Source organism: Mesorhizobium sp. C416B (assembly GCF_030323165.1).
Lineage (GTDB): Bacteria > Pseudomonadota > Alphaproteobacteria > Rhizobiales > Rhizobiaceae > Mesorhizobium.
This window is the reverse complement of record NZ_CP100471.1, coordinates 6021675-6042483: the sequence shown is the minus strand read 5'-3', so window position 1 is coordinate 6042483 and position 20809 is coordinate 6021675. Positions and strand designations below refer to the sequence as shown.

General features: G+C 63.2%; 17 protein-coding genes, 1 other RNA gene and 1 pseudogene. 9 read left to right on the top strand and 10 right to left on the bottom strand.

What is annotated here, in order from left to right:
• Window positions 1-102: 102 nt before the first annotated feature.
• The 5 genes from rnpB to NLY43_RS29260 all read right to left on the bottom strand — a co-directional run bounded on the left by rnpB (window position 103) and on the right by NLY43_RS29260 (window position 3330).
• An RNA gene (gene rnpB / locus NLY43_RS29280) (RNase P RNA component class A) lies at window positions 103-500 on the bottom strand.
• A gap of 50 nt (window positions 501-550) precedes the next feature.
• Complete coding sequence (locus NLY43_RS29275; RefSeq protein ID WP_023712429.1) at window positions 551-1255, bottom strand: lytic transglycosylase domain-containing protein; 705 nt, start codon at window positions 1253-1255, stop codon at window positions 551-553.
• A 184-nt stretch (window positions 1256-1439) separates the two neighbouring features.
• Window positions 1440-2207, bottom strand: coding sequence for an N-acetylmuramoyl-L-alanine amidase (locus NLY43_RS29270; RefSeq protein WP_023712428.1), 768 nt, complete (start codon window positions 2205-2207; stop codon window positions 1440-1442).
• Complete coding sequence (locus NLY43_RS29265; RefSeq protein ID WP_023668261.1) at window positions 2204-2923, bottom strand: J domain-containing protein; 720 nt, start codon at window positions 2921-2923, stop codon at window positions 2204-2206. The genes NLY43_RS29270 and NLY43_RS29265 overlap by 4 nt, the downstream gene beginning before the upstream one ends.
• Window positions 2924-3132: 209 nt before the next feature.
• Window positions 3133-3330, bottom strand: coding sequence for a hypothetical protein (locus NLY43_RS29260; RefSeq protein ID WP_023668260.1), 198 nt, complete (start codon window positions 3328-3330; stop codon window positions 3133-3135).
• 177 nt (window positions 3331-3507) lie between these two features.
• On the opposite strand from NLY43_RS29260, the gene NLY43_RS29255 reads away from it, so the two are divergent.
• The 3 genes and pseudogenes from NLY43_RS29255 to NLY43_RS29245 all read left to right on the top strand — a co-directional run.
• Window positions 3508-7467 carry a hydantoinase B/oxoprolinase family protein gene (locus NLY43_RS29255; protein ID WP_286459175.1) on the top strand — a complete coding sequence of 1320 codons (3960 nt, stop codon included), beginning with the start codon at window positions 3508-3510 and terminating at the stop codon, window positions 7465-7467.
• A gap of 31 nt (window positions 7468-7498) precedes the next feature.
• The gene (locus NLY43_RS29250) at window positions 7499-8797 is read left to right on the top strand and encodes a BtaA family protein (RefSeq protein WP_031199608.1); all 1299 of its coding nucleotides are present in this window, start codon (window positions 7499-7501) and stop codon (window positions 8795-8797) included.
• Window positions 8794-9450: pseudogene (locus NLY43_RS29245) on the top strand (class I SAM-dependent methyltransferase); the annotation flags it as partial. The gene NLY43_RS29250 and the pseudogene NLY43_RS29245, both read left to right, overlap by 4 nt.
• A 123-nt stretch (window positions 9451-9573) precedes the next feature.
• Here NLY43_RS29245 and NLY43_RS29240 read toward each other — a convergent pair.
• Complete coding sequence (locus NLY43_RS29240) at window positions 9574-10953, bottom strand: serine hydrolase domain-containing protein (RefSeq protein WP_023712426.1); 1380 nt, start codon at window positions 10951-10953, stop codon at window positions 9574-9576.
• Window positions 10954-11236: 283 nt separating this feature from the next.
• On the opposite strand from NLY43_RS29240, the gene NLY43_RS29235 reads away from it, so the two are divergent.
• Window positions 11237-12034, top strand: coding sequence for a glycoside hydrolase family 25 protein (locus tag NLY43_RS29235; protein WP_023712425.1), 798 nt, complete (start codon window positions 11237-11239; stop codon window positions 12032-12034).
• 32 nt (window positions 12035-12066) lie between these two features.
• Complete coding sequence (locus NLY43_RS29230; protein ID WP_023712424.1) at window positions 12067-13296, top strand: lytic murein transglycosylase; 1230 nt, start codon at window positions 12067-12069, stop codon at window positions 13294-13296.
• A gap of 25 nt (window positions 13297-13321) precedes the next feature.
• Here NLY43_RS29230 and NLY43_RS29225 read toward each other — a convergent pair whose 3' ends face one another.
• Window positions 13322-14221: a LysR family transcriptional regulator gene (locus tag NLY43_RS29225; RefSeq protein ID WP_023668252.1), complete on the bottom strand. Its 900-nt coding sequence runs from the start codon at window positions 14219-14221 to the stop codon at window positions 13322-13324.
• Window positions 14222-14352: 131 nt separating this feature from the next.
• Between NLY43_RS29225 and NLY43_RS29220 the strand changes: the two genes are divergently transcribed.
• The gene (locus NLY43_RS29220) at window positions 14353-15084 is read left to right on the top strand and encodes an SDR family oxidoreductase (protein WP_023712423.1); all 732 of its coding nucleotides are present in this window, start codon (window positions 14353-14355) and stop codon (window positions 15082-15084) included.
• On the opposite strand, the gene NLY43_RS29215 is transcribed toward NLY43_RS29220, so the two are convergent.
• A complete protein-coding gene (locus tag NLY43_RS29215) occupies window positions 15081-16301 on the bottom strand; it encodes an alanine racemase (protein WP_023697033.1) in 1221 nt (406 codons plus the stop codon). The two genes, NLY43_RS29220 and NLY43_RS29215, sit on opposite strands and share 4 nt — an antisense overlap.
• Window positions 16302-16512: 211 nt before the next feature.
• Here NLY43_RS29215 and NLY43_RS29210 point away from each other — a divergent pair, with 211 nt between their 5' ends.
• Window positions 16513-17430 (top strand): DMT family transporter, encoded by a 918-nt coding sequence (locus NLY43_RS29210; RefSeq protein ID WP_023682155.1) that lies wholly within the window; start codon window positions 16513-16515, stop codon window positions 17428-17430.
• A gap of 449 nt (window positions 17431-17879) precedes the next feature.
• Here the strand turns inward: NLY43_RS29210 and metF are convergent, their stop codons facing one another.
• Both metF and NLY43_RS29200 read right to left on the bottom strand, forming a co-directional pair.
• On the bottom strand, window positions 17880-18797 hold the full coding sequence (gene metF, locus NLY43_RS29205; RefSeq protein WP_023688016.1) for a methylenetetrahydrofolate reductase [NAD(P)H]: 918 nt from the start codon (window positions 18795-18797) through the stop codon (window positions 17880-17882).
• Entirely contained in the window at window positions 18797-19819 is a 1023-nt protein-coding gene (locus NLY43_RS29200) for an ArsR/SmtB family transcription factor (RefSeq protein WP_023712422.1), read from the bottom strand. Before NLY43_RS29200 ends, metF begins: the two co-directional genes overlap by 1 nt.
• A gap of 167 nt (window positions 19820-19986) precedes the next feature.
• Between NLY43_RS29200 and tsaA the strand changes: the two genes are divergently transcribed.
• Both tsaA and NLY43_RS29190 read left to right on the top strand, forming a co-directional pair.
• Window positions 19987-20493: a tRNA (N6-threonylcarbamoyladenosine(37)-N6)-methyltransferase TrmO gene (gene tsaA / locus NLY43_RS29195; RefSeq protein WP_023712421.1), complete on the top strand. Its 507-nt coding sequence runs from the start codon at window positions 19987-19989 to the stop codon at window positions 20491-20493.
• Window positions 20490-20804, top strand: coding sequence for a DUF2293 domain-containing protein (locus tag NLY43_RS29190; RefSeq protein ID WP_023668245.1), 315 nt, complete (start codon window positions 20490-20492; stop codon window positions 20802-20804). The genes tsaA and NLY43_RS29190 overlap by 4 nt, the downstream gene beginning before the upstream one ends.
• Window positions 20805-20809 lie beyond the last annotated feature (5 nt).

Here is a 20809-nt window from a genome sequence, read left to right as displayed (position 1 = left end):
CAGCATGCGTACTTGATTCAATCGCTCAAGCACCTGAATCGCCAGCTGCGCCCGAAGGCGCAGACTGCTGATCCAAAGGATTAATCGCGATATGGGGGAGAAATTGCCAGCTGGCCTGTAAGCCGGGTTTTGTATGGCCCTCGCCCCTTTCGGGGCGAGAACGTGGCGGCCATTCATCTTGGGCGCATGTTGCCATGCGCCTCACGCAACCTACCCGGACGGTGAGCCGGAAACAGCCCTCGAAGGTTTCCCCTCGCACCGTCCCTATTCGGTTTTGCTCCCGGTGGGGTTTACCGTGCCGCTCCTGTTGCCAGTCGCGCGGTGGGCTCTTACCCCACCCTTTCACCCTTGCCCCGATAAATCGTGGCGGTTTGCTTTCTGTGGCACTTTCCCTGGGGTCGCCCCCGCCGGCCATTAACCGGCACCGTGTTTCCATGGAGCCCGGACTTTCCTCACCCGCAGCCTTTCGGCTTTGCGGGTGCGGCCGCCCGGCCAGCTGGCAGAGCGTATAAAGGGGTTCACGTTCCAAAACGCAAATGAAAAAGCAGACTTATGCCGGCGATCCCAATGCCGCCAACTGCACCTTGACCTTGCCGCAATAGGCCGCCGACACCGGGTTCATCCTCGTCGCGGCATGGCCGGCATTGTATTTCAGGATCGTGCCGCAGGTGGTGCCGCCGCCGAGATTGCGCGCCATGGCAAGGTACTTCATGCCGTATTTGATGTTGGTGTCGGGATCGAACAGACCCTTGGCGGAGCCGCTATAACCCATCATCCGCGCCGTTGCCGGCTTGATCTGCATCAGGCCGATTTCACCCGCGCTGCCGACGATGTTCGGCCGGTAGTTGCTCTCGATCTTGATGACCGCCTGGGCCAGCGACACCGGCACGCCTTCGGCCGCAGCATAGCGGGCAATGATTGCCGAATACTGGCCGCCAAGCGCGGCTGCCGCAGTCGACTCCGCAGCGGTGCTTGGGCGGATCGATGCGGTCGTCGTCAGGTCGACGCTCTTCCTGTTGCGCTTAAAATGCCTCTTGGCCGTGGCTTTTCTGGCCTTCACCACGGCTGCTTTGCGCACTTTCGCGGTGGTTGCCCTTTTTGTTTTTGGGTTTGCCTTCGTCATGGTGGCTTTGGCGGGTGCGGCGATGAAGCCCTGGTCTGCCCTCTGGCTCAGTGGTGCGGCATCGGCCGTGCTGAAGGCAAAAGTCATTACGCCGGCAGCAATAGCTGCCGTTACAACGGTCAATTTCTGCATGTGGTCCTGTTCTGTTTGGCCGCGCGAAGATCTTCACGCAGCAACGCCTAATCAATATCGGAGCATCCGGGGGGCTGGAGGTCCGATAACTTGCACGAACCGCGTTTGAGGGCGGAATTTGTGTCGAACAAGGCGAGGCAATTCACTTTCAGTGACAGGCTGTAACTTGAATATCAGAAAAAGCTTATTTAGAGGCAACTGACCTAAGGGAAGTCAGCAGGCTTTGCAGCGTGCTAGACGTAGAGCCGTCGGCGACACCATTCACCAGGCGCGGTCGGAAATGCCGCTGAAAAGCTTCGACGACGATTTCGGTCTGGCGGTCGAAGACACCTGATATCTCGACGCCATAGCCATAGAGCGCCAGCATAGACTGCAGTGCCTCGATCTGGGCGCCGGTATCGCCGGCTTTCAGCACCGCGCCGCGCCGGACCGGCGCCGCAGGCACGAGATGGCCGACCCCGGCCGCAAACAGCGCATTCCAGGGGAATTTCTCGCCCGGGTCGATCTTGCGCCCCGGCGCGATGTCGGAATGGGCAAGCACCCTTTGCGCCGTAATGGAATGGCGTTCGATGATACCAAGGCAAAGCCCGATCACCGCTTCCACCTGCCGCTTGGGAAAGGCCGAATAGCCGAGCGAATGGCCGGGATTGACGATTTCGATGCCGACCGAACAGGAGTTGATGTCGCGACGACCGAACCAGGAACTTGCACCGGCATGCCAGGCGCGGTCGCTTTCGCGCACCATCTGGATGATGCGGCCATCCTCATGGACGAGGTAGTGCGACGAGACTTCGCTTGCGGGGTTGCACAACCAGGCTTCCGCGGCAGCACCAGTCGCCATGCCGGTATAGTGCAGCACGATCATATCGGGCCTGAGCGTTTCGCGCCGCGGGCCGAAATTCGGCGATACCCTGACCTCCGCGCTTGGCTCGTCGGGCGAGAAGCCGGTCATGCGTGCCTGAGGCCCCGCTCGATCATTTCATAGGCCGCGTTGATAGCCGCGACCCTGGTCGTTGCAATCTTGATGAATTCCTGCGGCAGGCCGCGCGCTATCAGCCGGTCCGGATGATTGTCGGAGACCAGCTTGCGGTATCGTTTCCTGACCTCCTCGAACGGTTTGCCGCGCTCAATGCCGAGCACGATATAGGGATCGCCGGCGCCGAGATTGACGTGCCTGGCCATGATGGCTTCGTAGTGCACCTCGTCGATGCGGAAAATCTCGGCAATACGGTGCAGGAAAATCCCTTCGCGCTCATGCACCAGCCCATCCGCCTTGGCGATATGGAACAGACCGTCGAGTATGTCTTCCAGCATGACGCAGTTCGAATGGCCCGAGCCGCACATCTGCGCCATACTCTCGGCATAGGTCTCGAACCCGGCGACGTCGCGCTTGGCCAGATCGTAAAGCCGCGCCACATTGCGGGTCTGTTCTCGCGGCACCTCGAATATTTCCTGGAACGCGCGAACCTCGTCCTGGGTGACGATGCCATCGGCCTTGGCCATCTTGGCTGACAGCGCAATCATCGCCACAGAGAAGGCGACGCGCCGGCGCAGATCGGCGTCACCGGAGAAAACCGTGCGCACGGCCTCGACCACATCGGCGACGCCGGACGTGGCTGAAGATGAAACGCGGGTGATGAAGTCGCCGAGGCGATCCCAAATCGACATGAGCGCTTATTAGGGCCGCCGGCCATTGCTATCAAGCCAAGACAGCGCCGCAGAGTGGATCGAATTTACGCAAGCAACCGACGCGCCAGATCCCAAACCGTAGGAAAGAGCCGGTTCAAGGCCCTTGAGCCCCGAATCGACCTAAACGCAGGAAGGCCGGCGCGAAGCCGGCCTCCTCTCTCGTCACGTCAAAGTGACCGAGACTGCTGCTACTGCGCGGGGGCAGGAGCAGGTGTTGCCGGAGCCGGTTCTGCAGGCTTCGGTGCATCCGGCGTCGCCGGCTTCATGGGCTCGGCGGCTGGCGGATTGGTGCTCTGGGTGGTGGTGTTATCCGTACCGCTGTCGCTGCAGGCGGCAACGCCGAACAGGGCCAGGGCGGAAACGGAAGCAAGAATGAGCTTTTTCATGACATCTCTCCTTCAACACACGCTCACGTTGCGGTGAACGGTCGAAGGCAAAATGCATCAAACGGCCATGAGTTTCGTAACGTTGCGTTTCCTGATGTAACATCCGCGCACTACCGATTGCGGGCCGGGCGATGCCGAACTAACAGTCTGGACCCAAATGCAATGCCGGAGTTCTGCGTGGACAAGAAATGGGATTTTTGGATCGACCGCGGCGGCACCTTCACCGACGTGATCGGACGTGATCCGCAAGGCGGTTTGCATCCCAGGAAATTCCTGTCGGAAAATCCCGAAGCCTATCCCGACGCGGCCATAGCCGGCATCCGCGAGCTTCTGGGGCTGAAATCCGGCACCGCTATTCCTCCGGGCCTGGTCGGAGACGTCAAGATGGGTACCACCGTTGCCACCAACGCGTTGCTGGAGCGCAAGGGCGACCGTGTGCTTTTGCTCATCACCAAGGGCTTTCGCGACGCGCTCAAGATCGCCTATCAGGCGCGGCCGGACATCTTCGCCAAGGAGATCATCCTTCCGGAACAGCTCTACGAGCGGGTCATCGAGATCGACGAGCGTGTGCGCGCCAATGGCGAGGTCGAGCGCCTGCTCGACATCGCTGCCTGCCGCCCCGCCATCGAACAGGCGAAGGCTGACGGCATCGATGCGGTGGCCATCGTCTTCATGCATGCCTGGAAATATCCCGACCACGAGAAGGCGGTGGCGAAAGTCTGCCGCAAGATCGGGTTCAGCCAAGTCTCGGTCAGCCATGAAGTCTCGCCACTGATCAAACTGGTCGGCCGCGGCGACACCACCGTGGTCGATGCCTATCTGTCGCCGATCCTGTCGCGCTATGTGCAAAGGGTGGCGGGAGAACTGGGCGCGACGCCAATCTCCCCACTTGTGGGGGGTGAGGAGCGGTCGGCCAAAGGCCGAGAAAAAGCCAACGATTTGGCTTTTTCAGCGACGAATGCCCGGAGCCATAGCGAAGGGCAGTCCGCAAAGCGGCCAGAGGGGGTCCGCTCGGAAGGCACCGCCAATGCGCTGAGCCCAGTCGATCCAACCCCACCCGGCGGCTCCGCCGCCACCCTCCCCTCGAGGGGCAGGGAAAACCCTCGCCTGATGTTCATGATGTCGTCGGGCGGGCTCACCGCCGCCGACATGTTCCAGGGCAAGGACGCGCTGCTGTCCGGCCCGGCCGGCGGTGTCGTCGGCATGGTCGAGACGGCGAAACTCGCCGGTTTCGAGAAAGTCATCGGCTTCGACATGGGCGGCACCTCGACCGACGTCGCCCATTATGACGGCGAGTATGAGCGCGCCTTCGACACCGAGGTTGCCGGCGTGCGCATCCGTGCGCCGATGATGCGCATCCATACCGTCGCTGCCGGCGGCGGCTCGATCCTGCATTACGAAGCCGGCCGCTTCCGCGCCGGGCCGGATTCCGCCGGCGCCAATCCCGGCCCCGCCGCCTACCGGCGCGGCGGCCCGCTTGCCGTCACCGACGCCAATGTCATGCTGGGCAAGCTGCAGCCCGATTTCTTCCCGGCGATTTTCGGACCCGGCCAGGACCAGCCGCTGGACGTCGCCGCCGTGCATAAAAGATTCGCTGCGCTCGCCGCCGAAATCGGCGATGGCCGCACGCCGGAAGCCGTCGCCGAAGGGTTCGTTACCATCGCGGTGGAAAACATGGCCAATGCCATCAAGAAGATCTCCGTGCAGCGCGGCTACGACGTCACTGAATATCTCTTGAACTGTTTTGGCGGCGCCGGCGGCCAGCATGCCTGCCTGGTTGCCGACGCGCTCGGCATGGAGGCGGTACTGATCCACCCCTTCTCCGGTCTGCTCTCAGCCTATGGTATCGGCCTGTCGTCGGTTTTCGCGTCGCGGCAGCAGGCGCTGCTGAAGCCGCTTGCCGAAGAATCCAGGACCGAGATCGGCAGCCTCATCGGCACGTTGAAAAAAGCCGTCATCGCCGAATTGGCAGCGCAAGGCATCGCCGAGGACAAGATTGCGGCAAAGCCGGTGCTGCATATCCGCTATGACGGCACCGACACCACGCTGCCGGTGAATTTCGAACAGGGCTCGATCTTCCAGGCCAGGCGCGATTTCGAAGTGGCCCACAAGGCGCAGTTCGGGTTCGTCTATGACGACAAGCCGATGATCGTCGAGACCGTTGGCGTGGAAGGCGCCGAGATCGTCGAGACCACGGCCGAAGCCGTTGCGCCCGCCGAACCGGCAAGGGTTGAAACCGGTGCGTCCGGAACGCGGCGCATCTATACCGAGGGCCGCTGGCATGAAGCCGGCATCCATCGCCGCGAAAACCTGCGCCCATCCAATCTGGTCCCAGGCCCCGCTTTGATCATCGAGCCGAACCAGACCATCGTCGTCGAGCCGGGCTGGCAGGCCGAAATCACCAACCTCAATCACGTCGTCATCCGCCGCACGGAACGGAAAGTTCGCACGGCTGCCCTCGGTACCGAAGCCGATCCGGTGATGCTGGAGGTCTTCAACAACCTCTTCATGTCGATCGCCGAGCAGATGGGCGTCACGCTGCAGAACACCGCCTATTCCGTCAACATCAAGGAAAGGCTGGACTTTTCCTGCGCCGTCTTCGATCGTCATGGCGCGCTGGTCGCCAACGCGCCGCACATGCCGGTGCATCTCGGCTCCATGGACCGCTCGGTCGAAACCATCATCCGGCTGAACTCCGGCGACATCCATCCCGGCGACGTCTTTGCGCTGAACGCCCCCTACAATGGCGGCACGCATTTGCCTGATATCACCGTGGTGACGCCGGTGTTTTCCCTCCCCCTTGAGGGGAGGGTGGCCGCGCAGCGGCCGGGTGGGGTCCTCTCAGAAGGCACCACAAGAGCGTCGAGCACTGCCGCAACGACCCCCTCCGGCGGCTCCGCCGCCACCTCCCCCTCAAGGGGGGAGGAGGTAATCTTCTACGTAGCCTCACGCGGCCATCATGCCGATATCGGCGGCACTGCCCCCGGCTCGATGACGCCGCTTGCCACCACGGTCGACGAGGAAGGCGTGCTGTTCGACAATTTCCGCGTTGTCGATCGTGGAAAATTCCGCGAGGCGGAGTTGCAAACGCTGCTCACCGACCACCCCTACCCTGCCCGCAACCCACACCAGAACATCGCCGACCTAAAGGCGCAGATCGCCGCGAATGAAAAGGGCGTGGCGGAATTGCGCAAGATGGTCACCCATTTCGGCCTCGACGTCGTCGAAGCCTATATGGGTCATGTCCAGGACAACGCCGCCGAAAGCGTGCGCCGCGTGCTGGAGCGGCTGCCAGATAGTTCCGAGTACGAATACCCGACCGACACCGGCCAGGTGATCAAGGTGAAGATTACCGTCGATCGGCAAAAGCGCGAGGCGACCGTGGACTTCACCGGAACGTCGAAGGTCGAGAAGAACAATTTCAACGCGCCCGAGCCCGTCGCCCGCGCAGCCGTGCTCTATGCCTTCCGTGTCATGGTCGAGGACATGATCCCGATGAATGCCGGCTGCCTGCGGCCGATCAACATCATCATCCCCGACGGCTCGATGCTGAAGCCCGCCTACCCCGCCGCCGTCGTCGCCGGCAATGTCGAGACCTCGCAGCATGTCACAAACGCCCTGTTCGGCGCCATGGGTGCCATGGCCAATGCGCAAGGGACGATGAACAACCTGACCTTCGGCAACAAGCAGTACCAGTATTACGAGACCATCTGCTCCGGCTCGCCGTCAGGCCGGATGAACTCCGGCCGCGGCTTTGCCGGGACATCCGGCGTCCACACCCACATGACCAATTCGCGCCTGACCGACCCGGAGGTGCTGGAATTGCGCTTTCCCGTGCTGCTCGAGGATTTTCACATTCGCGAAGGCTCCGGCGGCAAAGGCAAATGGGATGCCGGCGACGGCACCAGGCGCACCATCCGTTTCCTCGAAAAGATGGAATGCGCCATCCTGTCCTCGCACCGCAACCGCCCGCCGCAAGGCCTCGACGGCGGCGGTGACGGCGAGGTCGGCTCGACCAAGGTCCGCCGCCAGGACGGCAGCGTCGAGACGCTGAAGGCCTGCGACCAGACCGTGCTCGACGCCGGCGACGCCGTTATCCTGACGACGCCGACACCGGGGGGATTTGGCAAGGCCTGAACTCGCGTCAACAGGCTGTCACCCGCCTGTCATGCCCCTGAGTTACCCGCTTGCGGCAAAGCAAATGGGGAATCACTTTGCCATGACGGACGTCTCCTCGGATCTCGTTTTTCGCCGCGGCAAGGAAGTTGGAAAAGCCGTCTACCAGAACCGCCCGCTTTCGCAGGCCGGCCTTTCCGAACGACTGTTTGCGCTGCTGTTTTCCGGCCTTGTCTATCCGCAGATCTGGGAAGACCCTGAAGTCGACATGGAGGCCATGCAGCTTGGCCAGGGCCACCGCCTCGTCACCATAGCGTCGGGCGGCTGCAACATCCTCGCCTACCTCACCCGCTCGCCTGAACGCGTCGATGCGGTCGACCTCAACGCCGCCCACATCGCCTTGAACCGGATGAAGCTGGAGGCGGTGCGGCATCTGCCCTCGCAGGGCGATCTGTTCCGTTTCTTCGGCGCCGCCGGCACCAACCACAATTCGCAAGCCTATGATCGCTTCATCGCGCCGCATCTCGACCCGGTCAGCCGCCACTATTGGGAGCGTCGCAGCTGGCGCGGCCGCCGGCGCATCACCGTCTTCGACCGCAATTTCTACCAGACCGGCCTGCTCGGCCTGTTCATCGCCATGGGCCACCGCATCGCCAAATTCTTCGGCGTCGATCCCGCCGGTATCATGGCGTCGAAGAGCCTCGCCGACCAGCGCCGCTTCTTCAACGAAGAGCTGGCGCCGGTCTTCGACAAGAAGCTGTTGCGCTGGGCTACCTCGCGCAAGGCTTCGCTGTTCGGCCTCGGCATTCCGCCGGCGCAGTACGATTCGCTGATCACCTCGGGCGATGGTTCGATGGCCAGCGTGCTGAAGGCCCGGCTGGAAAAGCTCGCTTGCGATTTTCCGCTGAAGAACAACTACTTCGCTTGGCAAGCCTTCGCCCGTCGCTATCCCAATCCGGGTGAGGCCGCCCTGCCCGCCTATCTAGAAGAGGCCAACTACAAGGCGATCCGCAACAATGTCGATCGCGTCGGCATCCACCACGCCAATCTGATCGAATTTCTGGCCGGCAAGGACGCAAGCACCGTCGATCGTTTCGTCCTGCTCGACGCGCAGGACTGGATGACGAACGACCAGCTCAATGCCCTTTGGTCGGAGATCACCCGCACCGCCTCGGTCGGCGCCCGAGTCATCTTCCGTACCGCCGCCGAGCCCAGCCTGCTGCCGGGCCGCGTCTCGATCTCGCTGCTCGACCAGTGGACCTACGAGGACGAGGCCTCGCGCGACTGTTCGGCCCGCGACCGCTCGGCCATCTATGGCGGCTTCCACCTCTATGTGAAGCGCGCGGCATGAGCGCGAGCGAGCTGCCGGCCGACCATGCCGAACTGATGGACGGCGTCTATCGCTGGCAACGCCATATCTACGACCTGACCCGCAAATACTATCTGCTTGGCCGCGACCAGATGATAGCCGGGCTGGATGTGCCGGCGAATGGCAGAGTGCTCGAACTTGGCTGCGGCACCGGCCGCAACATCGCGCTTGCCGCCCGCCGCTATCCCGACGCCCGCCTCTACGGCCTCGACATCTCGGCCGAGATGCTGGAGACGGCGAGCAAGGCGATCGGCCGCGACGGCCTGTCCGGCCGCGCCGTGCTGGCGCGCGGCGACGCCACCGATTTCGACGCCAAGACGCTGTTCGGCGTCGAGCGCTTCGACCGCATCTTCGTGTCCTATTCGCTGTCGATGATCCCCGGTTGGGAAAAGACGGTTTCGGCAGCCCTTGCGGCACTCGCGCCCGGCGGCTCGCTGCATGTCGTCGATTTCGGCCAGCAGGAAGGCTTGCCCAACTGGTTCCGGACATTGCTGCGCGGCTGGCTCAAGAAATTCCATGTCACCCCACGTGAATCATTGCGCGAAGTCTTGGAATCGGAATCTCGGCGAACCGGCGCAAGCTTCTGTTTCCGCGCGCTTTATCGCGGCTATGCCTGGCTGGCGGTCGTCAAGATCGCGCACTCTTACCTCCCCCTCGATGGGGGAGGTCGCGCCGAAGGCGCGGGTAGGGGTGAAGTGCCAGGCACCCCGCCCGGCGCTACGCCCCCGCCCTCCCCATCAAGGGGAGGGTAAAGGGAGCTAGCGCAGTGCCTTCATCAGCGCGCCGACCATCACCTGCGGCCGGTAGCCGAGCTTGGCCGGCGTCAACCCCAGCCGCACCACCACCAGTTGCTCCGACGGGATGATGGCGACCGTCTGGCCGTCATGGCCCTCCATCCAGTAGGTATCGTTGGGCAGGCCGGCGGCGACGCCGGCGCCGGGATTTCCTTCGTCCCCCGGGGCTTCGATCCAAAGTTGCCCCTTGCCGTAGACTTTCGAGGCCGGTGCCGGTTCGCGCATCCAGTCGACGAAACCGGCCGGCAGGATCTGGTTGCCGTTCCAGACGCCGCCCTGCAGCAGGAATTGGCCGAACCGCGCCCAGTCATGCCCCGTGGCATAGAGGTAGGATGAGCCGACAAAGGTACCCTCCTCGTCGGTTTCGAGCACCGCGCTTTGCATGCCGAGCGGCCCGAACAGCGCTGCCCTTGGCCACATCAGCGCCTTGTCCTTGTCGCCGATAGCATCCTGCCACAGCCGCGACAGCATCACCGCCGTGCCGCTCGAATAGGAAAAGACCTTGCCGACGTCGCCGGTCAGCGGCTTGGCCTCGGCGAAGCCCGCCATATCCGGTTCGAGGTAGAGCATGCGCGTCACATCGGCAACGTCGCCATAATCCTCGTTGAACTCGAGTCCGCTCGACATCGCCATCATATCGGCAAGGCTGATGGCGGCGCGGCCGTCCGCCTTCCATGAGCCGAACAGGCCCTGATTGGTCACCGCCATCTTGCCGTCCTTGACCAGCGTGCCGACGAGCGCGGCGTTGACTGTCTTGGTCATCGACCAGCCCAGCAGCGGCGTTTTCGCCGAAAAGCCGTCGCCATAACGCTCCGCAACAATGCGGCCATTTTTGACCACCACCACGGCGCGCATGCCGATGCCGGTCATCGCCGCACCGTCGAGGATCTTGTTGATTTCGGGATTTTGCGAGGCATCGACTCGATCTCCCTCGGGCCACAGATCGCCCTTGGTGGCCGCCGACGCCTCGGCAGGGATTGACGTGCGCCGTGCCTTGCCGACGTCGCCATCAGGAACCGAGGCGCAACCCAGGCCGGCGCGCGCAACGGCAACGCTCTTGCCGAGGAAGCCAAGCAGCCCGGCCGAGACGGTCCCCCTGTTCTTGTCGACCGACACCTTCATCAGCCTGAGAAGCGGATGGCCGGGCGCCTGCACGTCGATGGCAAGCACCTCATTGGGATCACGGCCGGCGATAAAAACATTGGAGCAGACAATCTTGGCGGAATAACCGGAACCGACCCGGATCAGGTCGGGCGGCGCGATGTAGAGCCAGGTAAACAGGGCGGCTATGGCCAACACGACCAGGCCGAGCAGCCATTTGATGATCTTCACGGCGATCCGCATCTTTCCGTCCCTGCTTTTCCGCTGGCCGTGGCTTGCGGCCCGATTTATGTCATCGATTTGCCGCCATTGCTTCCGCACAATCGGTGTTCTTGTCGAGCGCCGTCAACCTGTTATCAACCATGATCGGCGATCACTGATGCATGTCGCCCAAAAGTGCGCAGCGGTTTTGGGACAACGACATGCACGAAAATAGCGTATCAGGCGATGCTGTGGGGCGATCGCCTGAGGGGCACCTGCAACGACAACCCAACAGCGACCGGCTGATTCCGGCTCGGGAAATGCGATGCGCCGTTTTGCGGCCCTCATCACGTTGACGCTGCTGGCCGCCTGCTCGACCGCCAGCGATCTCGTGCCCTCGATGTCGCCATCCAGCAGCCCGACGGTTGCCGTGCGCGCACCGCGTTTCGAAGACTCCAAGCCGCATGAATGGGATAGCGGCGCGCCCTGGAACTATGCCGTTCACGGCACCGACGTCTCCAAATACCAGACCTCGGTCGACTGGCCGACGGCCAAGGCCAGCGGCATCTCCTTCGCCTTCATCAAGGCGACCGAGGGCGGCGACCGTTTCGACGAGTATTTCAACGAGCATTGGTCGCGCACCAAGGCCAATGGCATTCCGCGCGCGGCCTACCATTTCTTCTATTTCTGCACGCCGGCCGCCACCCAGGCGCGCTGGTTCATCCAGAACGTGCCCGTCGACCGCTCGGCCATGCCGCCGGTGCTCGACATGGAGTGGAACCCGCAATCGCCGACCTGCCGGCTGCGCCCGGATTCGGCAACGGTGCGGGCCGAAATGACCACCTTTCTCGAGATGATCGAGCGGCACTATGGCAAGAAGCCGATCATCTACACCTCGGTCGACTTCTTCGACGATAACGACCTTTCGACCTTCCGCGGCTATCCCTACTGGCTGCGCTCGGTCGCCGGCCACCCCCGCCAGAAGTACGGCAGCCACCCCTTCGCCTTCTGGCAATACACCGGAACCGGTATCGTTCCCGGCATGACCGGCAAGTCCGATATCAACGTCTTCAACGGCACTGAGTCAGCCTGGAAAAAGTGGCTGCGGCAGAACACCCGTTGACACCGGCTCTGCCGCCTGCTTTTCGACGTCCCATGCGCACCTACCTGCAACCACTGGGATATTTACGCCGGAAACAGTCGAAGAGCCGCCTGCGCTCCGGGCTGCTCGCGGCCCTGCTGCTCGGCGCTACGGCGATGCCGGCGGGGGCGCAGGAATGCGGCGGCGACTTCGAAACCTGGAAGCAAGGCGTGGCGGCGGAAGCCAAGGCGGCCGGTGTCGGCGCTGTGGGCCTTGACGCACTGGAAGCCGCCACCGTCGACGACAAGGTGCTGGCGCGTGACCGCGCCCAGGGCGTCTTCGCACAGACCTTCATCCAGTTCTCCAACCGCATGATCTCGGCCTACCGGCTGAAGCAGGGCGCGGCCAATCTGAAGAAATACGCCGAAATCTTTGCGCGCGCCGACCAGCAGTTCGGTGTCCAGGCGCCGATCATCACCGCCTTCTGGGGGCTGGAGACCGATTTCGGCGCCGTACAGGGCGATTTCCACACGCTGAGCGCCTTGGTGACGCTGTCGCATGACTGCCGCCGCCCGCAGCTGTTTCGGCCGCAACTGCTGCCGCTGTTGACGCTGATCGATCGCGGCGTCGTTCCGGCCGACGTCACCGGCGCCTGGGCCGGCGAGATCGGCCAGACCCAGATCCTGCCTTCCGATTATCTCGCGCGCGGAGTCGACGGCGACGGCGACGGCATCGTCGACCTCAGGCGCAGCGTACCCGACGTGATCATGACCACGGCCAACAAGGTGCTGTCGCGCGGCTGGAAACGCGACCAGCCCTGGATCGAGGAAGTGCGCGTGCCCGAGGACATGCCCTGGGAGCAGACCGGCCGCACCAACAAGTTGCCGCTGTCGCAATGGGCCGCCTGGGGCGTCACCAATCCCGATGGCACGCCGCTGATCGACAATGGCCTGAAGGCCGGCCTGGCGCTGCCGATGGGCCGCAAAGGTCCGGCCTTCCTCGCCTACGACAATTTCGACGTCTATCTCGAATGGAACCAGTCCTTCACCTACGCGCTAACCGCCGCCAACTTCGCCAGCCGGCTGGCCGGGGCACAGCAGTTCGACCCGCGCAATCCCGAAACCGGGCTCAATGGCGACCAGATGAAGGAATTGCAGACCAAGCTCGAAGCCAGGGGCTATGACGTCGGCACCGTCGACGGCATTCTGGGCACCAACACCCGCGAAGCCATCCGCAAGGAACAGATGCGGCTCGGCATGCCGGTAGACGGCTGGCCGACGCCGGAGCTTTTGGGGAAACTGTGAGTAGAATCTGCCCAAGCTGGGTTCCTTATTCCCTACTCCTTGCCCGGACGAAGTCGATAAATGCCCGCAAAGCCGGGGGGACGTGCCTCGAACTCGGGTGATACAGGAAGAAGCCTGGAAAGCTGGGCGACCAGGGCTCTAGAAATCTCATCAGCCTGCCCGCATCGATCCAGGACTGGACCTGATAGTCGATCATGTAGGCAACGCCTGCTCCACCCAGTGCCGCGTTCAGCATCAGCTCGGTGTCGTTGACAGTCAGGCTGCCCTCGACGGCGATTTCCAGAGACCGTTTGCCGCGCGCGAACTCCCATCGATAGAGGTTGCCGCCACCAGGCCACTGGAATTTTATGCATTGGTGCTGATGCAACTCCTGCGGATGGCGCGGTATGGCCCGGTTTTCGAGATAGACGGGAGCGGCCACCGCCGCCATCTGCAAATCCCCGCTCAGTTTCACTGCCACCATGTCCTTCTCCAGCCGCTCGCCAAGCCTGATTCCGGCATCGAACCGTCCTCGAACAATGTCGGTCAGCGTATCGTCGACGATGACGGTCAGCGCGATATCAGGATAGGCGCGTTGGAAGTCGCCAAGGATCGGGCCGATGAACCGCACCGCGGCAACACGCGGCACGTTTATTCGTAGCGAACCCGCCGGTCGATCACGCGCGGCATGAATGTCCGCTACGGCGCCCTCTAGCTCTTCGAACGCAACGGCAAGGCGCGCAAACAGCGTCTCGCCGGCACCAGTGGGTGAAACACTACGCGTCGTGCGATTCAGCAACCTGACGCCGATGCGAGCCTCCAGTTGCCGGATCGACTGGCTGAGCGCCGGCGGGGAAACACGCAGCCGGGCGGCGGCGCGGACGAAACTACGCTCTTCCACGATTGCGGCAAATGCCTTGAGCTCGGCGAATTCAGAACCGCGCATTGTGTATTCCTAGATTAACACGCTAGTCAGATAATAGGCCATTATCTGATCAGTTGCATGGCCCTATTTCTCGACTAGCGGACCCGTCGGATGAAACCGGCACTGGCCTGAATGATTGAAGGAAACGTATCATGCCCAAGTCCTTGCAAGGCAAAACCGCACTCGTCACCGGCAGTTCGCGCGGCATTGGGCGAGTCATCGCCGAAGGCCTCGCCTCCAAGGGCGCTGCCGTCGTCGTCAACTATGTCGGCAACCACGAAGCCGCTGACGAGGTCGTGGCCGCCATCGCCGGCAAGGGAGGAAAGGCGATCGCCGTCCAGGCCGACATATCAAGCGTCTCGGATATTCATCGCCTGTTTGACGAGGCTGAGAGTGAGTTCGGCGCGATCGACATCGTGGTTGCCAATGTCGGCGTCGCCGTCATCAAGCCTCTGACCGAGGCAACCGAAGCCGATTTCGACCATGTCTTCGGCACCAATGCCAAGGGCACGTTCTTCGTGCTTCAGGAAGCAGCGCGCCGTGTGCGAAACGGCGGCCGCATCATCGCGGTCTCCACCGGCGGCACCAAGATGTTCTTCACGCAAACGGCGCTCTATCTCGGCAGCAAGGGCGCCGTCGAACAATTCGTTCGTGTGCTCTCGCGTGAACTCGGACCGCGCGGCATCACCGTGAATGCGCTGTCGCCTGGCTTCACCGACACGGACCTGCTTCCCGAGCGCGATCGCGCCGTGGCGGCCGGCATGTCTCCATTTGGCAGGATCGGCGCGCCCCGCGACGTTGCCGATGTCGCGGTCTTCCTGGCCAGCGACGAGGCCCGCTGGCTGACCGGCGAGAATATCCAGGCCGGTGGCGGGGTCGCTTAGTCCGCCATCGTCTCCAGGCTGGCGAATCCCTGCGGCGCATCGCCTTCGTCAAACGGTGTCGTCACCTCGACAAATGTGTCGGGATAAAAACCGTTGAAGCGGGTTCTCAGCGACAGCGAATAGGCGCCGATATGGCCGATCTCGATCCAGTCGCCGGTGTCGACGGTTTCCGGCAGCCAGAACGGCCGCGACAGGATGTCGACGGAATCGCAGGTCGCGCCGCAGACCTTGAACGGCACGATGTTCTTCTCCTCGCCATTGCGCGAACGGATCGCCGGATCGGGGATGAAGCGGGCCGGCAGTGTGATCTTGCCGGTCCAAGAATCCGACAGCGACGCCCAGATGCCGTCATTGATGTAGAGCCGCTTGCCCTTGCGCAGCAGCACCCGCACGATCAGCGACAGGCAGCGCGCCACGATCACCCGGCCGGGCTCGGCCACCAACGGGATCTGGTCGAACTGGTATTCCCTCAGGTCGCCCGACAGCCGCGACATGATCTGGCCGAGCGACGGCATCTCGAGCTGCTTGCGATTGGGGTCATGGCCGTACTCGGCGGGAAAGCCGCCGCCGACATCGAGCCCCGCAATGTCGAAGGTCAGCCGGTTGCGCACCCAATCGGCGGAGGCCAGCGCCCGTTCATAGGTGTCGGGATCCTCGATCTGGCTGCCGACATGGAAGCACAGGCCGACCTTGTAGCCGGTGCGGTTGAGCCGCTCGGCGAGTTCCACCGCATAGGCCGGCCCGGCGCCGAATTTCTTCGACAGTTCATAGGCCGCCGAACCCTTGGTCTGGATTCGCACGAACACGCTGATGGAGCCCGGATCGATGTCAAGCGCCCGCACCACCCGCGTCAGCTTGGTGATCTCGTCCTCATGGTCGAGCGAAATGACCCGGATGGCGTATTTTTCCAGCGCAAGCTTGATGTCCGACTGCGCCTTGACCGGATGCATGTAGAGCATCTCGGCGTCGGGTGAGACGGCGCGCACTGCGGCGAACTCGCCGGGCGAGGCCACATCGAAGGCGGTGACGCCGGCTTCGACCAGCGCCTTCAGCACGATCTGCTCGCCATTGGTCTTGACTGCGTAGGCGGTCTTGCCGGGAAACATGCCCATGAACTGTTTGGCATCCGCCTTCAGCACCTGCGGGCGAAAGCAGTAGACCGGATCGTCCGGCCGAAGCGCCAGCGCCGCCTCGCGGGCATTCTCGAATCGCTGCATGGACGAATCCCCTGACTTCTCGGCTGCGCACAATTAATCCAAGCTAGCGGCCAAAGAAAACAATTCTGTGTCTGGCGGGCACTGACCCAGCGGCGCACCCTCCTGGCAGCACTGTTGCCAGCAATCAGGTTTCGGGTGGCTCTTGTCGCCGGACCCGATATGCCTTCTGCCTGAGTGGCTGGCATTGATGCCGCGGGGAAGGACGTTCACGATGGCAATAGCCACGACAGCCGTGCAGCGCGGACCGATGACGCTGAGGGACTGGGGACAGCTTCTGCTGCTCGGCGCCATCTGGGGCGGCTCGTTCTTCTTTGCCCGCATCGCCGTTGCCGAAATGCACCCGCTGGTGCTGGTGCTGTTTCGCGTTGCCATCGCGGCCATCGCACTTCAGCTCTATCTCGGCATTCGCGGTCCGTCCTTCCGCCTCGCCTTCCCGCATGCCGGCCTGTTTTTCCTTTTGGCGCTCGCCAACAATGTCGTCCCGTTCTCGCTGATCTTTGCCGGCCAGACCGCGCTTGGCGCCGGCGTCGCCTCGGTGCTCAATGCGACGACGCCGTTCTGGACGCTGATCCTCGCCAACGCGCTGACAGCGGACGAAAAGCTCTCCTGGAACAAGCTTGCCGGCATCGGGCTCGGCATCGCCGGCACCGCTGTCATGATCGGCCCCGGCCTGCTGGCCGGGCTCGGCGGCCCGGTCTGGGCGAAATTCGCGCTGATCGGCGCCTCGCTGTCATACGCCGTCGCGCTGATGATTGCCCGCCGCTTCAAGGGCGTGCCCTCGCCGGTCATCGCCACCGGACAATTGACGGCGTCGACCATCATCATGATCCCGGTGGTGCTGCTCACCTATGGCCCGGCCGGCCTGTTCTCGGCCTCGCCGCCGGTCTGGACGGCGGTGCTGGCGCTGGCGCTGCTCTCCACCGCCTTCGCCTACATCCTCTATTTCAACCTCGTCGCCTCGGCCGGCGCCACCAACGCCTCGCTGGTCACCCTCATCGTCCCGGCCAGCGCCATCCTGCTCGGCCTCCTGTTCCTCGGCGAGCGGCTCGCTCTGTTCGAGTTCTGCGGTATGGCACTGATCGCGCTTGGCCTGGTGACGATCGACGGGCGGTTGTTTGGTCGGCGCTAATGCCTGTCGACCAAAAGTGCGCAGCGGTTTTGGAACAACGACGCGCTTTAGGTCTGGTAGCGCTGCCATGCCTCGCTTTCGCCACGGCCGCGTCACAATTTATTCACAGGCTGCCAGCGGCTTTTGCCGAAGAGTTTCAAGGCTTAACGACAGGTGGCAGGTCGCAAATTCCACAATCGCGTCGCATTGCAGCATATTTTCCGCTTGCCTGTGGCACAAATGCCCCTAGACTCCACCCATAGCTCTTGAAGAGGAGACTATGACATGGGACTTACGAGGCCAATCAACGCATTGATGATCTGTGCTGCATTTGCCTTCATTGGCGCCCTTATCATAGGTGTTCTTCCGTAACCGCCGGAGCGGAAGAACAGCAGCAATAGCCCACAAATTCGAAAGGCCGGGTGTTTCGCCCGGCCTTTTGCATTTCAGATTTCATACCACGATGAAGCTCAGGCGGCGGCGGATCCAGCTGCCTCTGTTTCATGGGAGCGGATGCCGATCATATGGCAGATGGCAAACACCAGGTCGGCCCGGTTCATGGTGTAGAAATGGAAGTCGCTGACGCCGCGCTCGACGAGATCGAGCACCTGCTCGGCCGCCACGGCAGACGCCACGAGCGCATGCGTCTGCGGATCGTTGTGCAGCCCTTCGAAACGCTCGGCCAGCCATGCCGGCACCAGCGCGCCGCAGCGTGCCGAGAAATTGGCGACCTGGGTGAAATTGTGCACCGGCAGGATGCCGGGCACGATCGGGATGTAGATGCCGGCGCGGCGCGCCTTCTCGACGTAACGCTCGTAGAGATCGTTGTCGAAGAAGAACTGGGTGATCGCCCGCGTCGCGCCATTGTCGGCCTTGCGCTTCAGCATGTCGAAGTCGGTGGCAAAGTCCGGGCTTTCCGGATGCTTTTCCGGGTAGGCCGAGACCGAGATGTCGAAATCGCCGGCGTCTTTCAATGCCCCAACCAGTTCGGCGCCATTGGCATAGCCATCGGGGTGGGGCCGGTAGGCGGTGCCGACACCGGCCGCCGGATCGCCACGCAAGGCGACGAAGCGCTTCACGCCCATGTCGGCGAATTCGCGGACGACGGCGTCGACCTCATGGCGGGCGGCGTCGACGCAGGTCATGTGCGCCGCCGGCGTCAGCGTCGTCTCGTTCAGGATGCGCTTGACCGTGCGCGCCGTGCGCTCCCGCGTCGAGCCGCCGGCGCCATAGGTCACCGAGACGAATCTCGGCTTCAGCGGCTCCAACCTGGTGACGGTGTCCCAGAGCCTGGCTTCCATCTCGTCGGTCTTCGGCGGGAAGAACTCGAAGGAGACGCGGACCTTGTCGCCAATGTCGGGACGGCGGGAAAAGCGGAACTGGTTCATCAGGCGATTTCCCCCATAGGGTACGCTTTGGTGGGTTGGGTGTCATTGGAAGGCTCGGCCATCAGCATGCGGCGGTCGCGGCCGAGCCACAGCTTGACGGTGAGCCTGGCTTCGTTGCCGCCGCACGGCTCGAATTCCTGGGCATCCTCGAGATCGAGCCCGGCCTCGGCAAACCATTCTGAGATCTGCCGGTCGGAAAAGCCCAGCCTGACATGCGCGTGCTGGTCGCGCAGGAACTCCAGCGCATGCGGCGCGAAGTCGACGATCACCAGCCGGCCCGCCGGACGCAGCAGCCGCGCCGCCTCGCGAATGGCGCGTGCCGGGTCATCGAGATAGTGCAGCACCTGATGGATGGTGACGAGGTCGAAGGCGTCGCGCTCGACCGGCGGCGCGAAAATGTCGCCTTGGCGGACCTGCGCATTGGCGATGCCTGCCTTGTCGAGATTGGCCCGCGCCACCGTCAGCATTTCGCGCGACATGTCGATGCCGACGCCGCGCCGGTAGAGCGGCGAAAATATCTCCAGCAGCCGCCCGGTACCGGTGCCGAGGTCTAGCATCGACTGGAACGGCCGCTTGCCGACCAGCTTGAGGAGTGCGGCTTCCACCGCGCGGTCCGGCACATGCAGCGAGCGGATGTGATCCCAGCTGGCGGCGTTCTCGGAGAAATACTCGGCGGCACGGTCCTGGCGCTTGCGCTTGACCGATGCCAACCGCTCGAGATCGCGCTCGACCTGTGGATCGGCGCCGCGAATGCCAGAGACGAGCCCCATGACGAAGTCGCGCGCGGAATCCGTATCCGACAGCCGGAAGAAGGCCCACGAGCCCTCCTGGTAGCGGCCGATCAACCCGGCCTCCAGCAGCAGCTTCAAATGCCGCGACACCCGCGGTTGCGACTGGCTGAGGATCTCGGTGAGGTCGGACACGGTGAGATCGCCGCGCGACAGCAGCGCCAGGATGCGGAGCCGGCTCGATTCGGCCGCAGCCTTCAACGTATCAACCATCGTATCGAGCGAAACATGCATTGGCGCGTTCTCGTTGAAAAAGATATAAACATATGTTTATGTCAGCTTTGGCGGCATAGCAAGGCCTATGTCGCTTCCTGACAAGAAAATGCCGCACACATGGTCCCCGCCCGAGAGAACCGCTTTTCCCTGACGATCGGCTGCAAACTTGTGCTAGGGCGAAAGCCATGTTCGAGACGCGCGACGGCGAAAAGCTCCTGCAGACTGACCCGGCTGACATGCCGGCGGATGGCCATATCGTGTTCATCGGCCGCATCGCCTCGCCATGGACATCCAGGCAAACCTGCCCAAAGAACATGCGCGCGGCGCGCGAGGCCGGACAGGCGGCCACGGTTCTCATCGACCCTGCCTATCGCGACGGCCTGCTTGCGCTGGAGCGGGCCAGCCACATCGTCATCCTGTCCTGGCTGCATCACGCGCCGCGGGCACTGATTGTCCAGAGACCCCGCCATGCGGCTGAGCCGAAAGGCGTTTTCTCGCTGCGCTCCCCTGCCCGGCCGAACCCAGTCGGGCTGCATATCGCCAGGCTGATCGCCGTCGACATCGACCACGGCCGCATCGCCATCGACGCCATCGATGTGCTCGACGGCACCCCGGTGATCGACATCAAGCCCTATTTCGCCTCGACCGACGCCTTTCCCGAGGCGACCATTGCCGGGCGTGACGAAAAATGAGCGCGCCCACCGGCCGCCGCCGCGCCATCGCCAAGGCGCTGACCGCACTGCTGCCCCTGGCGCCCTATGCCGATATGGAGAAAATCCGCACCGAGGCCGGCGCCGTGCACATGAAGACGCTGCCGCCGGGCATCGCGGTCTGGCTGGCGACGATCGCCCATATCAGGCACGGCCATACCGACTATGAAAAGCTGCTGGCCGAGGGCTATGACCGCGACTCGGCGCGGTTCTTCGTCATCGAGCAAACAAACATGGTGCTGACCCGTTGGCGCGCCACGCGCCTGCTCGATGCAGAGGACGAAGAGGAATAACTTCA

Coding starts and splice junctions, on each gene's coding strand:
- NLY43_RS29240 (WP_023712426.1), bottom strand. CDS start 10,953: ATGCGGATCGCCGTGAAGATCATCAAATGGCTGCTCGGCCTGGTCGTG.
- NLY43_RS29250 (WP_031199608.1), top strand. CDS start 7,499: ATGCCCCTGAGTTACCCGCTTGCGGCAAAGCAAATGGGGAATCACTTT.
- metF (WP_023688016.1), bottom strand. CDS start 18,797: ATGAACCAGTTCCGCTTTTCCCGCCGTCCCGACATTGGCGACAAGGTC.
- NLY43_RS29275 (WP_023712429.1), bottom strand. CDS start 1,255: ATGCAGAAATTGACCGTTGTAACGGCAGCTATTGCTGCCGGCGTAATG.
- NLY43_RS29225 (WP_023668252.1), bottom strand. CDS start 14,221: ATGCGCGGTTCTGAATTCGCCGAGCTCAAGGCATTTGCCGCAATCGTG.
- NLY43_RS29235 (WP_023712425.1), top strand. CDS start 11,237: ATGCGCCGTTTTGCGGCCCTCATCACGTTGACGCTGCTGGCCGCCTGC.
- NLY43_RS29210 (WP_023682155.1), top strand. CDS start 16,513: ATGGCAATAGCCACGACAGCCGTGCAGCGCGGACCGATGACGCTGAGG.
- NLY43_RS29265 (WP_023668261.1), bottom strand. CDS start 2,923: ATGTCGATTTGGGATCGCCTCGGCGACTTCATCACCCGCGTTTCATCT.
- NLY43_RS29220 (WP_023712423.1), top strand. CDS start 14,353: ATGCCCAAGTCCTTGCAAGGCAAAACCGCACTCGTCACCGGCAGTTCG.
- NLY43_RS29190 (WP_023668245.1), top strand. CDS start 20,490: ATGAGCGCGCCCACCGGCCGCCGCCGCGCCATCGCCAAGGCGCTGACC.
- NLY43_RS29230 (WP_023712424.1), top strand. CDS start 12,067: ATGCGCACCTACCTGCAACCACTGGGATATTTACGCCGGAAACAGTCG.
- tsaA (WP_023712421.1), top strand. CDS start 19,987: ATGTTCGAGACGCGCGACGGCGAAAAGCTCCTGCAGACTGACCCGGCT.
- NLY43_RS29215 (WP_023697033.1), bottom strand. CDS start 16,301: ATGCAGCGATTCGAGAATGCCCGCGAGGCGGCGCTGGCGCTTCGGCCG.
- NLY43_RS29200 (WP_023712422.1), bottom strand. CDS start 19,819: ATGCATGTTTCGCTCGATACGATGGTTGATACGTTGAAGGCTGCGGCC.
- NLY43_RS29260 (WP_023668260.1), bottom strand. CDS start 3,330: ATGAAAAAGCTCATTCTTGCTTCCGTTTCCGCCCTGGCCCTGTTCGGC.
- NLY43_RS29270 (WP_023712428.1), bottom strand. CDS start 2,207: ATGACCGGCTTCTCGCCCGACGAGCCAAGCGCGGAGGTCAGGGTATCG.